Origin of the sequence: Streptomyces sp. NPDC029216, from assembly GCF_040648015.1 — a bacterium.
In the GTDB taxonomy this organism is placed as follows: domain Bacteria; phylum Actinomycetota; class Actinomycetes; order Streptomycetales; family Streptomycetaceae; genus Streptomyces.
In genome coordinates, this window is the sequence record NZ_JBEZWL010000003.1 from 15595 (window position 1) to 30732 (window position 15138).

At 71.4% G+C, this 15138-nt stretch carries 15 protein-coding genes and 1 riboswitch; of the genes, 4 read left to right on the forward strand and 11 right to left on the reverse strand.

Annotation, left to right across the window (positions count from 1 at the left end; translation table 11 throughout):
- Positions 1–111: 111 nt before the first annotated feature.
- From AB0F18_RS01825 to AB0F18_RS01835, 3 genes are read left to right on the forward strand one after another with little or no spacing between them, the layout of a single operon-like run.
- A complete protein-coding gene (locus AB0F18_RS01825) occupies positions 112–342 on the forward strand; it encodes a ferredoxin (RefSeq protein ID WP_362053656.1) in 231 nt (76 codons plus the stop codon).
- Positions 332–1726 (forward strand): FAD-dependent oxidoreductase, encoded by a 1395-nt coding sequence (locus AB0F18_RS01830; protein ID WP_362053658.1) that lies wholly within the window; start codon positions 332–334, stop codon positions 1724–1726. The genes AB0F18_RS01825 and AB0F18_RS01830 overlap by 11 nt, the downstream gene beginning before the upstream one ends.
- A gap of 15 nt (positions 1727–1741) precedes the next feature.
- Positions 1742–2992 carry a cytochrome P450 gene (locus AB0F18_RS01835; RefSeq protein ID WP_362053661.1) on the forward strand — a complete coding sequence of 417 codons (1251 nt, stop codon included), beginning with the start codon at positions 1742–1744 and terminating at the stop codon, positions 2990–2992.
- A gap of 29 nt (positions 2993–3021) precedes the next feature.
- Here AB0F18_RS01835 and AB0F18_RS01840 read toward each other — a convergent pair whose 3' ends face one another.
- The 9 genes from AB0F18_RS01840 to rpsB all read right to left on the reverse strand — a co-directional run bounded on the left by AB0F18_RS01840 (position 3022) and on the right by rpsB (position 12838).
- On the reverse strand, positions 3022–4044 hold the full coding sequence (locus AB0F18_RS01840; RefSeq protein ID WP_362053663.1) for an ABC transporter ATP-binding protein: 1023 nt from the start codon (positions 4042–4044) through the stop codon (positions 3022–3024).
- Positions 4044–5660, reverse strand: a complete 1617-nt coding sequence (locus AB0F18_RS01845; protein WP_362053666.1) for an iron ABC transporter permease — start codon at positions 5658–5660, stop codon at positions 4044–4046. Before AB0F18_RS01845 ends, AB0F18_RS01840 begins: the two co-directional genes overlap by 1 nt.
- Positions 5661–5716: 56 nt before the next feature.
- Positions 5717–6817, reverse strand: a complete 1101-nt coding sequence (locus AB0F18_RS01850; RefSeq protein WP_362053669.1) for a thiamine ABC transporter substrate-binding protein — start codon at positions 6815–6817, stop codon at positions 5717–5719.
- An 88-nt stretch (positions 6818–6905) separates the two neighbouring features.
- Positions 6906–7033: riboswitch (TPP riboswitch) on the reverse strand.
- A 20-nt stretch (positions 7034–7053) separates the two neighbouring features.
- Entirely contained in the window at positions 7054–8169 is a 1116-nt protein-coding gene (gene rlmN, locus AB0F18_RS01855) for a 23S rRNA (adenine(2503)-C(2))-methyltransferase RlmN (protein ID WP_362053672.1), read from the reverse strand.
- 135 nt (positions 8170–8304) lie between these two features.
- The gene (locus tag AB0F18_RS01860) at positions 8305–9381 is read right to left on the reverse strand and encodes a phosphatidate cytidylyltransferase (protein ID WP_362053675.1); all 1077 of its coding nucleotides are present in this window, start codon (positions 9379–9381) and stop codon (positions 8305–8307) included.
- A complete protein-coding gene (frr, locus tag AB0F18_RS01865) occupies positions 9381–9938 on the reverse strand; it encodes a ribosome recycling factor (protein ID WP_362053678.1) in 558 nt (185 codons plus the stop codon). The genes AB0F18_RS01860 and frr overlap by 1 nt, the downstream gene beginning before the upstream one ends.
- 93 nt (positions 9939–10031) lie before the next feature.
- Positions 10032–10811, reverse strand: a complete 780-nt coding sequence (gene pyrH / locus AB0F18_RS01870) for a UMP kinase (RefSeq protein WP_362053681.1) — start codon at positions 10809–10811, stop codon at positions 10032–10034.
- Positions 10812–10973: 162 nt separating this feature from the next.
- Complete coding sequence (gene tsf / locus AB0F18_RS01875; RefSeq protein ID WP_362053684.1) at positions 10974–11810, reverse strand: translation elongation factor Ts; 837 nt, start codon at positions 11808–11810, stop codon at positions 10974–10976.
- Between the two features lie 134 nt (positions 11811–11944).
- The gene (rpsB, locus tag AB0F18_RS01880) at positions 11945–12838 is read right to left on the reverse strand and encodes a 30S ribosomal protein S2 (RefSeq protein WP_362053687.1); all 894 of its coding nucleotides are present in this window, start codon (positions 12836–12838) and stop codon (positions 11945–11947) included.
- Positions 12839–13088: 250 nt separating this feature from the next.
- On the opposite strand from rpsB, the gene AB0F18_RS01885 reads away from it, so the two are divergent.
- Entirely contained in the window at positions 13089–13592 is a 504-nt protein-coding gene (locus AB0F18_RS01885; protein ID WP_362053690.1) for a M23 family metallopeptidase, read from the forward strand.
- Here AB0F18_RS01885 and AB0F18_RS01890 read toward each other — a convergent pair.
- The gene (locus AB0F18_RS01890) at positions 13589–14146 is read right to left on the reverse strand and encodes a helix-turn-helix domain-containing protein (protein ID WP_362053956.1); all 558 of its coding nucleotides are present in this window, start codon (positions 14144–14146) and stop codon (positions 13589–13591) included. The genes AB0F18_RS01885 and AB0F18_RS01890 overlap by 4 nt on opposite strands.
- Positions 14147–14227: 81 nt before the next feature.
- A complete protein-coding gene (gene whiG, locus AB0F18_RS01895) occupies positions 14228–15064 on the reverse strand; it encodes an RNA polymerase sigma factor WhiG (protein ID WP_362053693.1) in 837 nt (278 codons plus the stop codon).
- Positions 15065–15138: the final 74 nt, after the last annotated feature.

Here is a 15138-nt window from a genome sequence, read left to right on the forward strand (position 1 = left end):
TCCGCCCTGACCGCCCGGCAGGCGACGTGTGGCTTCCACGCGCATGCTGGAGGGGTGGCGGGGTCCCGGGGGCAGTGGGGGGTCATCAGGGCACGGAAGGGCTGATGCCTCATGAGGCTCGTCGTCGACCTCAACCGCTGTCAGGGATACGCGCAGTGCGCGTTCCTCGCGCCCGACGTCTTCGCCATGCACGGCGACGAGTCGCTGCTCTACAACCCGCAGGCCCCCGACGACCAGCACGACAACGTCGTGCGCGCCGCCCATGCCTGCCCGGTCCGGGCCATCCTCCTGGACGCGATGAACGGATCCCTCCAGACCCCGGAGGCGAGCGGTGAACGGTGACGGAGCCCTGGAGCGGCTCAAGCGCGAGGGCCGCATCGTCGTCGTGGGCGCTTCCCTGGCCGGCCTGCGGGCCGCGGAGACCATGCGCGAGAAGGGCTTCGCCGGTTCGCTGACGATGATCGGCGACGAGCCCTACGAGCCGTACGACCGCCCGCCCCTGTCCAAGCAGGTCCTGCTGGGCATGGCCACCGCCGACGGGACGGCCCTGCCCCGCCGCCTGGACATCGACGCCAAGTGGCGCCTGGGCGTGCCCGCCGCCGGCCTGGACATGGCGGCCCGCCGGGTCCGCATGGCCGACGGCGACGAGGTGGAGTACGACCGGCTGCTGATCGCCACCGGCGTCCGCGCCCGACCCTGGCCCAACCCCGACGAGGCCGCCCTCGACGGGGTCTTCGTCCTGCGCACCCGCGGCGACGCGGCGGCCCTGGAACGCGCGCTCGCGGCCGGGCCCGGCCGGGTGCTCGTCATCGGGGCCGGGTTCACCGGCTCCGAGATCGCCTCCGCCTGCCGGGAGCGCGGCCTGGCCGTGACCGTGGCCGAACGCGCCGACGCGCCCCTGGTCGGCGCGCTCGGCGGGGTGATCGGAGCGGTGGCGGCCGACATGCACCGGGAGAACGGGGTCGACCTGCGCACCGGGATCATGGTGACGAGCCTGGAGGGCGACTCCTCCGGCCGGGTCCGCGCCGCCCACCTGTCCGACGGCACCACGCTGGAGGCGGAGGTGGTGGTCGTCTCCCTCGGCGCCCAGCGCAACACCGAGTGGCTCACCGGGTCCGGACTCGGAGCGGGTCCGCGCGGCATCGCCTGCGACGCGGGCTGCCGGGCCTTCGACATCTGGGGCATCGTCACCGACGAGATCTACGTGGCGGGCGACGTGGCCCGCTCCCCGCACGCCCTGTTCGGCTACCAGTTCCTGTCCCTGGAACACTGGGGCAACGCCGTGGCCCAGGCCGAGACGGCCGCGCACAACATGCTCAGCCGGAGCGCCGACCGCCGCCCCCACCTGTGGGTCCCGGCGTTCTGGTCCTCCCAGTTCGGTGTGAACATCAAGTCGGTCGGGGTCCCCTCGATGGGGACCGAGATCGTCATCACCCAGGGCTCGCGCGCCGAGCGCCGCTTCGTCGGCGTCTACGGCTACCAGGGACGGGTCATCGGCGCCGTCACCTTCGACCAGTGCCGCTGGCTGGACTTCTACGAGCAGCAGATCGAGCAGACCGCGCCGTTCCCGCCGCCCTTCCCGACGGTGGACCGCAGGCCCGAAGGGGACCGGCCGATCCCCGCGGACTTCCCCGACCCCTCGGTGCCCACGCACGGCCCGACCATCACCCTGAGCGGCTACTCGCCGGCCGACCGGCGGATGTCCTTCACCCCGGCGCACAACTGAGCACGAGGACCTCTCATGACCCAAGGCATCCTGCGGCAGATCCTCGACTACTCCAGCCGTGCCAACCCGTATCCGCTGTACGAGGAGCTCCGCAAGACCCCGGTGTTCCACGACGGGGACGGCCCGTACGTCGTCAGCACGTACTACGAGATCAAGAGCCTGCTGCACGACCCGCGCATCAGCTCCGACTCCCGCAACCTGACGGCGACGGCCGGCGACCTGCTGAACGAGGGCGACGAGGACGAGGGACAGGTCCTGCCCCCGTCCTTCCTGAAGCTGGACCCGCCCGACCACGACCGGCTGCGCCGGATGACGAACCGCCCCTTCGGGCCCCCGCACTCCCCGCGCCGCGTCCACGAGATGCGTGGCGAACTGGGCGGCATCGTCACCGGGCTGATCGACACCATCGCCGAGAAGGGCGACCCGAACCGGATCGACCTGGTCGAGGAGTTCTCCTACCCCTTCCCCGTGACGGTGATCTGCCGGCTGCTGGGCGTCCCGCCCGAGGACGAGGCCCGCTTCCACGTCTGGGCCGACACCCTCGCCGCGAGCCTGGACCCCGATCCGGACGCCGACCCCGCCGAACGCGCCAAGAAGACGCAGGACTCCCGCATGGAGCTCGGCATGTACCTGGCCGGGCTGATCGAGGAGCGCCGCAAGAGCCCGACCGGGGACATGCTCTCGGAGCTGGCGACCGGGCAGGGGCCGGACGGCACGATGAGCACGATGGAGGTGCTGAGCACGGCGGCGCTGCTGCTGATCGCCGGGCACGAGACCACCGTCAACCTGATCACCAACGGCATGCTCACCCTGATGCGCCACCCGGAGACCCTGGAGCGGCTGCGCTCCGAGCCGAACCTGGCCGTACCGATGGTGGAGGAGCTGCTGCGCTACGAGCCGCCGGTGCAGCTGCTGCCGCAGCGCAGCACCCTGGCCGACATCGAGGTGGCGGGGGTGAACATCCCCAAGGGCTCCTCGCTCTGGCTGATCCTGGCCTCCGGCAACCGCGACCCCAAGCGGTTCGATGACCCGGACCGCTTCGACCCCGACCGCGAGGACGTCCAGCACCTGGGCCTCGGCAGCGGCATCCACAGCTGCTTCGGGGCGCCGCTGGCCCGGCTGGAGGCGGCACTGGCCCTCAGCGAGCTGGCCCGCAGGCTGGACAGCCCGCGGCTGCTGGAGGACCCGCCGCCCTACCGGCAGAACGCGGTCCTGCGCGGCCCCCGCCACCTGCCGATCGCCGTCGACGGCATCCGGGCGGCCTGAGGGACGGCGGCCCGCGGCTCCCTTCTGGCCTAGGCGGCCGGGAGTACGACCACCTCGGAGGGCGTGAAGGACACCGCGACCCGGTCCCCCACGGCCGGGGCGGCGGCCAGCTCGCACTCCGCCTCCAGCACGGGCCCCGCCTGCGGCCGCAGCAGCAGGGCCACGTGCGTGCCCCGGAAGGTACGGGACTCCACCACGCAGTCCAGCCCGGCCGCGCACAGCACCACCCCGGCCGGGCGGACCAGCAGCCGCTGCTCCCCCTCGGGGGAGCCGGCCGGTACGGGGAGCTTCCCCCACGGGGTGGCGGCCGCGTCCCCCGACACCGTCGCCGGGACCACGTTCTCGAAGCCGAGGAACCGCGCCACGAACTCCGAGGCCGGCCGCTGCCACACCTCCAGCGGGGTGCCCGCCTGCGCGATCCGCCCGTCCCGCATCACCACCACCCGGTCGGCCAGGGCGAAGGCCTCGCCCTGGTCGTGGGTGACGGCCAGCACGGTGGTGCCCAGCCGGGAGAACAGCCCCTGTAGCTCGACCACCAGCCGCTCGCGCAGCCCCCGGTCCAGCTGGCCGAGGGGCTCGTCCAGCATCAGCAGCCGCGGCGAGGGGGCCAGCGCCCGGGCCAGGGCGACCCGCTGCTGCTCACCGCCGGACAGCGAGGCCACCGCCCGGCCCTGGGCCCCCGGGAGCCCGACCAGTTCCAGCAGGCCCGCGACCCGCTCCGCGTACCCGGCCTTCGCGGAGCCCCGTACGCGCAGGCCGAAGCCGACGTTCCCGCCGACGTCCCGGTGCGGGAACAGCTGGTGGTCCTGGAACATCAGGCCCACCCCGCGCCGGTGCACCGGCACCCCGGCCTGGTCGGCGCCCCCCAGCAGCACCCGCCCGGCGGAGGGCGGCTGCAGTCCGGCCACCACCCGCAGCAGGGTGGACTTGCCGCTGCCGCTCGGCCCCAGCACGCAGACGGTCTCGTGCTCGGCGACCTCCAGGTCCACCGCGTCCACGACCGCCCGGTCGCCGAAGCGGACCGTCACCCCTTCGAGCCGGAGCAGGGTCATCAGAACTCTCCCGAGGTCTTGTCGGGTCGCAGTCGCTCCAGCACCAGCAGGGACACCGCGCACACCAGCATCAGAATCGTGCTCAGGGCCATGGCCTGCCCGTAGTTCATCTCACCGGCCCGCCCCAGCAGCCGGGCCACGGCCACCGGCAGCGTCGGACGGTCCGGCCGGGCGATGAACACCGTCGCGCCGAACTCGCCCAGCGAGACCGCGAAGGCGAAGCCCGCCGCGATCAGCACCGCCCGCCGCACCAGCGGCAGGTCCACCTCCCGCCAGACCCGCAGCGGCGAGGCCCCCAGCACGGCCGCGGCCTCCCGCAGCCGCCCGTCCACCGCCCGCAGCACCGGCAGCATCGTCCGGACCACGAACGGCACCCCGACCAGCGCCTGCGCCAGAGGCACCAGGATCCAGGATGTCCGCAGGTCCAGCGGCGGCTCGTCCAGGGTGATCAGGAACCCGAAGCCCACCGTCACGGCGGACACCCCCAGCGGCAGCATCAGCAGCGCGTCGAAGCCGCGGACGAAGCGGCCCGCCCGCCGGGCCAGCGCCGCGGCCGCGAGACCGCCGACGGCCAGGGCGATGGCGGTGGCGGCGAGCGCGTACTGCAGGGAGTTCCAGATGGCCTCCAGCGGCGGCACCAGAAACGTTCCGCCTCCGGAACCCGCCTCCTGGAGGGCCCGGTAGAACCCGAACCCGTACCCGCCTGGCGCATCCAGGGACCGCTCCACCAGCACCGCCAGCGGGGCCACGATCAGCAGCGCCACGGTCAGCAGCACCCCGCCCAGCAGCCCGCGCTGCGCCCAGCCGCGCGGCGGGTGCGCGGTGCGCGCGGGGTCGACGAGCCGCAGCGCGGTCTCCCTGAGGCGCACGGTCCGGGCGTGCACGCCGAGGATCACCCCGACGGCAGCGAACTGGACCAGCGTCAGCACCGCGGCCGTCGGCAGGTCCAGCAGCTGCGCCGTCTGCCGGTAGACCTCGACCTCCAGCGTGGCGTACGAGGGCCCGCCCAGGATCTGTACGACGCCGAAGGAGCTGAAGGTGAACAGGAACACCATCAGCGCGGCGGCGGCCACCGCCGGGGCGAGCGCGGGCAGGGTCACCCGCCGCCAGGCCGCGAACCGCCCGGCCCCCAGTACCCGGGCGGCCTCCTCCTGGCGCGGGTCCAGCTGGGCCCACAGCCCGCCGACCGTCCGTACGACGACGGCGTAGTTGAAGAAGACGTGGGCGAGCAGGATCGCCCACACGGTGGTGTCCAGCCGCACGCCCCACAGCTCGTCCAGCAGCCCGCCGCGCCCGACCAGTGCCAGGAAGGCCGTGCCGACGACCACGGTCGGCAGCACGAAGGGGACGGTGACCAGCGCGCGCAGCAGCTGCTTGCCGGGGAAGGAGAAGCGCGCGAAGACGTACGCGCCGGGGAGCGCGACGAGCAGGGTGAGCGCGGTCGAGGCGAGCGCCTGCCAGGTGGTGAACCACAGCACCCCGGCGATGTCGGGCTGGGTGAGGACCTCGCCGATCCGGCCGAACCGCCAGCCCTCGTCCGTCCTGAACCCGCGGCCGACGATCGCGGTGACGGGATAGGCGAAGAACAGCCCGAAGAAGGCGAGCGGCACGGCCATCAGAGCCAGTCTGACGGCGGTGGCACGCCCGCCTTCCTTCGGGGAGCCGTCGCGAACTACTTCACGACGATCGAGGACCATGCCTTGACCCACTGGTCACGGTTCTTCGCGATGGTCTCGGGGGCCACGTTCTCGGGCTTGTCGACCACCACGCCGTGCTTCGTGAACACCTCCGGCAGCTTCGCGTCCTTGACCACCGGGTTCACGAACATCTGGAGCGGCATGTCCTCCTGGAACTTCTTGCCGATCAGGAAGTCGATGAGGGCCTTGCCGCCCTCCTCGTTCTTCGCGCCCTTCAGCAGACCGGCGAACTCGACCTGGCGGAAGCAGGTGCCGGTGGCCACGCCCGTGGGGGCCTCGGCCGGCTGGGGCTCGCCGTAGAGGACCTCGACCGGCGGGCTGGAGGCGTAGGAGACGACCAGCGGGCGGTCGCCCTTGGCCTTCTTGCCGCCCGCGGAGCCGGAGAAGCGCTCGTTGTAGGCCTGCTCCCAGCCGTCGACGACCTCGACGCCGTTGGCCTTGAGCTTGGTCCAGTAGTCCTTCCAGCCGTCCTCGCCGTACTTGCCGACGGAGGCGAGGAGGAAGCCGAGGCCGGGCGAGGAGGTGGCGGCGTTCTCGGTGACCAGCAGGTCCTTGTACTCCGGCTTGACCAGGTCGTCCAGCGTCTGCGGCGGGGCGATCTTCTTGTCGGCGAAGTAGGCCTTGTCGTAGTTGACGCAGATGTCGCCGGAGTCGACCGGGGTGACCCGGTGCTGCTTGTCGAGGACGTACTCGGGCTTGACGTCCGCCAGGCCCTTGGCCTCGTACGGGGTGAAGATCCCGTTGTCGAGGGCGCGGGAGAGGAGCGTGTTGTCGACGCCGAAGAAGACGTCGCCGCGCGGGGAGCCCTTGGTGAGGATCTCCTGGTTGAGCGCGGCGCCGGCGTCCCCGGACTTCAGCACCTTGACGGTGTAGCCGCTCTGCTGCTCGAACTCCTTGAGGACCGATTCGGTCACGTTGAAGGAGTCGTGGGAGACCAGCGTGATGGTCTTGGACTTCGGGGAGCCGCTCGCGGCGGCCCCGTCCTTGTCCTTGGTAGCGCCGCCGCACGCGGCGAGCGTGCTGACGCCGAGGGCCGCGGCCAGCGCCGCACCCGCGATCTTCTTGGTGGTGCTCACGGTTCATTCCTCCTGGGTTGACCAGGAGAAGACGCGGCCCTGCCCGGCCGCTCTGGTGGAGCGGGGCGCCCGGGCAGGGCGCAACAGCTTGAGGTGGTGACCGAACTTCCTACCCAGAATGACCTGGGCGAGGTTCAGAGGGTCTGCGGCCACGGTGCTCGATCTGAAAACGTGTTGCCGCACTCTCAGCGCTGTGGCGCTCCCCTGTCGGAATATGCAGATGTACGCGGGCCAGCCTACCGCTCGCTCGCGGCGAGCTGTCCGCACGCACCGTCGATCTCCTGACCGCGGGTGTCCCGCACGGTCACGGGCACGCCGTGCCGGGCGATGGCCTCGACGAAGGCCTTCTCGTCCTCGGGGCGCGAGGCGGTCCACTTCGAGCCCGGGGTCGGGTTCAGCGGGATCAGGTTGACGTGCACGCGCTTGCCCTTGAGCAGGCGGCCGAGCAGGTCGCCGCGCCAGGCCTGGTCGTTGATGTCGCGGATCAGGGCGTACTCGATGGAGATGCGGCGGCCGGACTTCTCGGCGTACTCCCAGGCCGCGTCGAGGACCTCGCGGACCTTCCAGCGGGTGTTCACGGGGACGAGGGTGTCGCGCAGCTCGTCGTCCGGGGCGTGCAGGGAGACGGCGAGGCGGCACTTGAAGCCCTCGTCGGCGAACCGCAGCATGGCCGGGACCAGGCCGACGGTGGAGACGGTGATGCCGCGCTGCGACAGGCCCAGGCCGTCGGGCTCCGGGTCGGTGAGGCGGCGGATGGCGCCGACGACGCGGTTGTAGTTGGCGAGCGGCTCGCCCATGCCCATGAAGACGATGTTGGACAGGCGGGCGGGGCCGCCGGGGACCTCCCCGTCGCGCAGCGCGCGCATGCCGTCGACGATCTGGTGCACGATCTCGGCGGTGGAGAGGTTGCGGTCGAGGCCGGCCTGGCCGGTGGCGCAGAACGGGCAGTTCATACCGCAGCCGGCCTGCGAGGAGATGCACATGGTGACCCGGTCGGGGTAGCGCATCAGCACGGACTCGACGAGCGTGCCGTCGTGCAGCTTCCACAGGGTCTTGCGGGTGGTGTCGTCGTCGCAGCTGATGTGCCGGACCACGTTCATGAGCTCCGGCAGCAGCTCCTGCTGGAGCTTCTCGCGCGAGGCGGCCGGGATGTCGGTCCACTCGGCCGGGTCGTGCGCGTAGCGGGCGAAGTAGTGCTGGGAGAGCTGCTTGGCCCGGAACGGCTTCTCGCCGATCGCGGCCACCGCCTCGCGGCGCTCGGCCGGGGTGAGGTCGGCGAGGTGCCGGGGCGGCTTCTTGGCCCCGCGCGGCGCGACGAAAGTGAGCTCACCCGGAGCGGGACGGGGGGCCATGCGGTACTCCTCGGTACGACGGGGTGGGGGTCACCCCGCGCGTGCAGGGCCGGTCCGCGGCGGCTCGGCCGCTGGACGGAAAGAGCGCGCCGCGTGAACACGGCGCGCCCTCCAGGATAACCCGGCCCGGACCCGTCAGCCGGTGCCGACGAAGGCCGCCAGCAGCAGCCAGACGACCGGGGCCGTCGGCAGCAGGGAGTCGAGGCGGTCCATGATGCCCCCGTGGCCCGGGAGCAGCGTACCCATGTCCTTGATGCCCAGGTCACGCTTGATCATCGACTCGCCGAGGTCGCCCAGGGTCGCGCTGACGGCGACGGCCAGGCCCAGCAGCAGGCCCTGCCACCAGGAGCCCCCGTCGATCAGGAACTCCATGCACAGCGCGCCGGCCGCCATTGCGAAGGCCACCGCTCCGAAGAGTCCCTCGCGGGTCTTCCCGGGGCTGATGCGGGGGGCGAGCTTGGTCTTGCCGAAGCGCCAGCCCACGGCGTAGGCCCCGGTGTCGCTGACGACGGTCAGCAGCAGGAAGGTCACCACCCGCTGCGGGCCGTCCTCGGCCGTGAGGAGCATCGCGACGAAGGTGGCCAGGAAGGGCACGTAGAACGCCGCGAAGACGCCCGCGGTGACGTCCTTGAGGTAGTCCTCGGGCGGTTCCGTCATCCGCCAGACGAGCACCGCCAGCGCGGTCAGCGCCATGGCGATCCAGGCGCCCTCGGCCCCGCGGACGTAGCCCGCGATGACCATCGCCGCGCCGCCGACCGCGAGCGGTACCAGCGGCGCCTTGATGCCCTTCTTCTCCTGGAGCCGGGAGGTGAGCTCCCACAGGCCGACGACGACCGCGACGACGATCACGCCGACGAAGACGGCCTTGACGATGAACAGCGAAGCGAAGATCACCGCGCCGAGGCCGACGCCGACCCCTATGGCGGCACGCAGATCCCGCCCCGCGCGCTTCTTCTGCGGCGGGGGCGAGGCGTCCTGCGGAGCCTGCGAGGGCGGGGGCGGGGGGCTGGGCATGGGCTCCTGCAACGGCATCTCGGTACGGAGCGGGGGGCCGCCGGCGAAGGCGGCCCCCCGATCGCGTGCTTCCCGGTCGTCGAACGCACGGCCGGCGGCATCGGGCACGATGGACATGGGCGCGGTCTGCGGGCCCACGAGCGCATCGTATGCGGGACCCGCCGGTACCGGCTCAGCGGCCCAGGGAGAGTCGTTCATCAGACCTCGAGGAGCTCGGCTTCCTTGTGCTTGAGCAGCTCGTCCACCTGCGCGACGTACTTCGCGGTGGTGTCGTCGAGCTCCTTCTCGGCGCGGCGCACCTCGTCCTCGCCGGCCTCCTTGTCCTTGACCAGCTTGTCGAGGGCGTCCTTGGCCTTGCGGCGCACGGAGCGGATGGAGACGCGGGAGTCCTCGGCCTTGGTCTTGGCGACCTTGATGAACTCCTTGCGGCGGTCCTGCGTCAGCTCGGGGAAGGTCACCCGGATGATATTGCCGTCGTTGCTGGGGTTGACGCCCAGGTCGGAGTCGCGGATCGCCTGCTCGATGTTGCGCAGGGCGCTCTTGTCGAACGGGGTCACGATCGCCATGCGCGGCTCGGGCACCGAGAAGGAGGCGAGCTGGTTGATGGGCGTGATGGCACCGTAGTAGTCCGCCACGATCTTGTTGAACATCGCCGGGTGCGCACGGCCCGTGCGAATCGCGGCGAAGTCTTCCTTGGCGACGACGACGGCCTTCTCCATCTTCTCCTCGGCCTCGAGGAGGATTTCTTCGATCACCACGTGCTCCTGCATGTCTTGAATGGATGGTTCAGGCGGGCGGGGCGGTGCGGGCCGCCCGGACCGGGCCCCGGAGGGCCCGGTGCGACGGGCTCAGACCCGGGTGCCCTGGTCGCTCACGAGCGTGCCGATCTTCTCACCCTTGACGGCACGGGCGATATTGCCTTCGGCGAGCAGTTCGAAGACCAGGATCGGGAGCGTGTTGTCGCGGCACAGCGTGATGGCCGTGGCGTCGGCGACCTTGAGGTCCCGGGACAGCACCTCGTTGTACTCCAGCGCGTCGAACTTCACCGCGTCCGGGTTGGTCTTCGGGTCGGAGTCGTAGACCCCGTCGACGCCGTTCTTGCCCATGAGGAGGGCCTCGGCGTCGATCTCCAGGGCGCGCTGGGCGGCCGTGGTGTCGGTGGAGAAGTACGGCATGCCCATACCGGCGCCGAAGATGACGACGCGGCCCTTCTCCAGGTGCCGGACGGCGCGCAGCGGGATGTACGGCTCCGCGACCTGGCCCATGGTGATGGCGGTCTGGACGCGGCTGTCGATGCCCTCCTTCTCCAGGAAGTCCTGGAGGGCGAGGCAGTTCATGACGGTGCCGAGCATGCCCATGTAGTCGGACCGCGCCCGGTCCATGCCGCGCTGCTGCAGCTCGGCGCCGCGGAAGAAGTTGCCGCCGCCGATGACGACCGCGATCTCGGCGCCGTCTCGGACCACGGCCGCGATCTCGCGGGCGATGGCGTGCACGACGTCAGGGTCGACACCCAGCCCGCCGCCGCCGGAGAAGGCTTCGCCGGACAGCTTCAGCATGAAGCGGCGACCCTTCTTCTCGTGGTCGCTCTTGTCGTGGGATGCGGTGTGGGTGTCCACGCCCTGATTCATGGAGATCTCCTCGTGCACATACGAAGAAGGCCATTGCCGGTGGGTCCTCGCGGTTCCCTCTGCGGCAATGGCCTCCTCGTCAGATCTGCGGTCGTCCGGCGCAAGCGCGGACGACTGCCTCAGACCCTATCGGGGTCCGGTGTCCGTCGCGTACGGACGGACTCAGATGCCGACCTTGATGCGGGTGAAGCGCTTCAGGGTGACACCGGCCTCGTCCAGAACCTTCTGGACGGACTTCTTGTTGTCCAGCGCGTACGGCTGGCCGAGCAGCGTGGCGTCCTTGAAGAAGCCGTTGACGCGACCCTCGACGATCTTGGCGATCGCGGCCTCGGGCTTGCCCTCGGCGCGGGTGGTCTCCTCGGCGACGCGGCGCTCGGACTCGACGATCTCGGCCGGGACGTCCTCGGCGGTGAGGTACTTCGGCGCGAAGGCGGCGATGTGCTGGGCGATGCCCTTGGCCAGGTCGGCGTCGGCCTTGTCCAGCTCGACCAGGACACCGATCTGCGGGGGCAGGTCGGGCATGGTGCGGTGCATGTAGGAGGCCACGAAGGCACCCTCGTACGCCGCGAAGCGGTCCAGGACGATCTTCTCGCCGAGGTTGGCGTTGGCCTCGTCCACGAACGCCTGGACGGTCTTGCCGGCCTCGATCTCGGACGCCAGGAGCGCCTCGATGTCGGCGGGCTTGGTGGCGGCCACGTGGGCGGCGAGCTGGTCGGCGACGGCCAGGAACTTCGGGCTCTTGGCCACGAAGTCGGTCTCGCACTTGAGCTCGACGAGCACACCGGAGGTGGCGTCGTCGGAGATCAGGGAGGTGACGGCACCGTTCTCGGCGGAACGGCCCTCGCGCTTGGCGACACCCTTCAGGCCCTTGACGCGCAGGATCTCGTTGGCCTTGGTGACGTCGCCGTCGGCCTCGACGAGCGCGTTCTTGCAGTCCAGCATGCCGGCGCCGGTGAGCTCGCGGAGCTTCTTGACGTCAGCGGCGGTGTAGTTCGCCATGAGTCTGTGATTCTCTCTCGAAGTCGTAGATCTACGGGTGAACGGCGGAGGAGCGCGCTCGTGGCGCGGCTCCCCCGCCGTCATCGTCCGTGCTGCGAGTGCCCGGCGGATGAACGCCGGGCGCTCTCAGTGGGTCAGGCCTGCTCGGCGTCGGCGGCCGGGGCAGCCTCGGCAGCCTCGGCGGCCGGGGCAGCCTCAGCGTCGGCGGCCGGGGCAGCCTCGGCGGCGGGGGCCTCGGCGTCAGCCTTCTTCTCGCCCTCGAGGAGGTCGCGCTCCCACTCGGCGAGCGGCTCGGCGGCGGCCTTCTCGCCCGGCTTCGAGTCACCGGTCGCAGCGCCGGAGCGGGCGATGAGGCCCTCGGCGACGGCGTCGGCGATCACGCGGGTGAGCAGGGTGACGGAGCGGATGGCGTCGTCGTTGCCCGGGATCTTGTAGTCGACCTCGTCGGGGTCGCAGTTGGTGTCGAGGATCGCGACGACCGGGATGTGCAGCTTGCGCGCCTCACCGACGGCGATGTGCTCCTTCTTGGTGTCGACGATCCAGACGGCGCTGGGAACCTTCGACATCTCGCGGATACCACCGAGGGTCTTCTCCAGCTTGGCCTTCTCGCGGGAGAGGACCAGGAGCTCCTTCTTGGTGAGACCCGAGGCGGCGACGTCCTCGAAGTCGATCGCCTCAAGCTCCTTCAGACGCTGAAGGCGCTTGTAGACGGTGGAGAAGTTGGTGAGCATGCCACCCAGCCAGCGCTGGTTGACGTACGGCATGCCGACGCGGGTCGCCTGCTCGGCGATGGCCTCCTGCGCCTGCTTCTTCGTACCGACGAACATGATGGAACCGCCGTGCGCGACGGTCTCCTTCACGAACTCGTAGGCGCGGTCGATGTACGACAGCGACTGGAGCAGGTCGATGATGTAGATGCCGTTGCGCTCGGTGAAGATGAAGCGCTTCATCTTCGGGTTCCAGCGACGGGTCTGGTGACCGAAGTGGACGCCGCTCTCCAGCAGCTCCCGCATCGTTACGACGGCCATGGCCATCTCCTTGGTTTCTCGGTTTTGGTTCCTGACGCCCCGCCGCGCCCTGCCCCTTGGAGGGACCGAGAGACGCTTTCACCTGACCGGAACCGGTCGGCGCTGGGGCGTGCGAAGTCGACCCGGTGACCCGGATCGCCACAAGAAGTGTACGGGACCCGGCGGTATGCCGGGTGACGCCCTTGTCCACACCCTTTCGGCCGTCCACAGGCGCGGGCGGGCCGGGGCGCCCGCGCGGGACGCTGTGCGCATGACGACGACACTGCTGTTCACCCTGCTCCTGGCCCTGTACGGGGCCTCGGTCCCGGCCCCGGGCGCCGCCCCCGCCGGGGGCTTCCCGGCGGTGCGGCCCCTGCCCGCGCCGCTGTCCGTGGCCCGGTGGTGGGACCCGCCCCCGACCCCGTACGCGGCGGGGCACCGCGGGGTGGACCTGTCGGCCCCGGCGGGGGCCGAGGTGCGGGCCGTGGGGCCGGGGCGGGTGCACTTCGCGGGGCCGGTCGCCGGGCGGGGCGTGCTGTCGCTCACCCTCCCGGGCGGGCTGCGGACCACGTACGAGCCGGTGCGGCCGCTGGTGGCGGAAGGGGAGGCGGTCACGGCGGGCCAGGTGGTGGCCGTGCTCACGGAGGGCTCCCACTGCCCCGGGCCGTGTCTGCACTGGGGGCTCCTGGCGGGCGAGGACGCCTACCTCAACCCGCTCGCACTGCTCCCCCGGCCCACACCGCGGCTGCTGCCGTCGACGCCGGACACCCCCTAGCCGCTGATGCCGCGCAGGGCCATGGCGACGGCGGTTTCGGTGATCACGGCCGGCTCCTCGGCGGCGCCGAGCTCGATGCGGCGGGCCGCCGCGTCCACGACCCCCTGGAGCAGCATCGCGGCCAGGCGGGGTTCCGGCTGCCCGAGGGCCTCCAGCGCCTCGACGATCATCGCCACCAGGCCGCCGTGGGCGGCGCGGATCTTCTCGCGGGCTCCCGAGTCCAGCTCGCCCGCGGAGATCGCCACCACCGCACGGTGGCGGCGGTCGCCCACCAGGTCCAGCTGGCTGCGCACATAGGCCTCGATCTTGGCCCCGGGCGTGTCCGCCGCCTCCATCGCCGCCTCGATCTCGGCGGCCCAGACGGGGAAGTCCACCGCGCACAGCTCTTCGACGACGGCCGCGCGCGACTTGAAGTACTCGTACACGGAGGACCGGGCGAGGCCGGTCCGCTCCGCGAGGGCGGGGAAGGTCAGGGCGTCGGTCCCGCCTTCCGACAGCAGGGAACGCGCCGCGTCCAACAGGGCGCCGCGCTGCATCGACCGGTGCTCGGCCACGGAGGCCGCTCGAATCCTGGGCACGTCACCACTGTACGGAGGGTGCGCAAGCTCCACGGCCGCTCCGCGGTCGCTGCCCGGTCAGCGGCCGACGTCGGCGAGTTTGGCGCGCAGCTGGAGCACGGACTTGGTGTGGATCTGGCTGACCCGGCTCTCGGTGACGCCGAGGACGTGGCCGATCTCGGCGAGGGTGAGGCCCTCGTAGTAGTAGAGGGTCACCACGGTCTTCTCCCGCTCGGGAAGGGTGTTGATGGCCCGTGCGAGCAGCCGGCGCAGCTCCCGGTCCTCGGCCACCTCCACGGGGTTGTCGGCGGCGGTGTCCTCCAGGGTGTCCATCAGGGAGAGGCGGTCGCCGCCTTCCCCGCCCACGTGCAGCAGCTCCTCCAGGGCGACCACGTTGGCCAGGGACAACTGGCTGAAGACGGTGTGGAGTTCCTCGACCCCGATCCCCATCTCCCCCGCGACCTCGCCCTCGGTGGGAGTGCGCCGCAGCTGGGCCTCCAGGGTGGCGTAGGCGCGCTCCACGGCGCGGGCCTTCTGGCGGACGGAGCGCGGGATCCAGTCCAGCGCCCGCAGCTCGTCGATCATCGCGCCGCGGATGCGGGTGATCGCGTAGGTCTCGAACTTGATGGACCGCTCGATGTCGAACTTCTCGATCGCGTCGATCAGTCCGAAGACCCCGGAGGAGACGAAGTCGGCCTGTTCCACATTGGGCGGGAGGCCGACGCTGACCCGGCCCGCCACGTATTTGACCAGCGGCGAGTAGTGCAGGATCAGCTGCTCCCGCAGCCGCTCGTCACCCGAGTCCTTGTATGAGCGCCAGAGCAGCTCCAGGGACGAGGGCTCGGTGGACCGCACGCCGCCACGGGCAGCGGGTGGCACCGCAGCGCGGTCGGACCCTGAGGTGTGCTGGGGCATGCTTCGCCTTTGCCGGAGCCGGATTCCTTGGGAGCGTAGCGTGACGGAAGTGTCGCGGTGCGCGAAGAGTACGG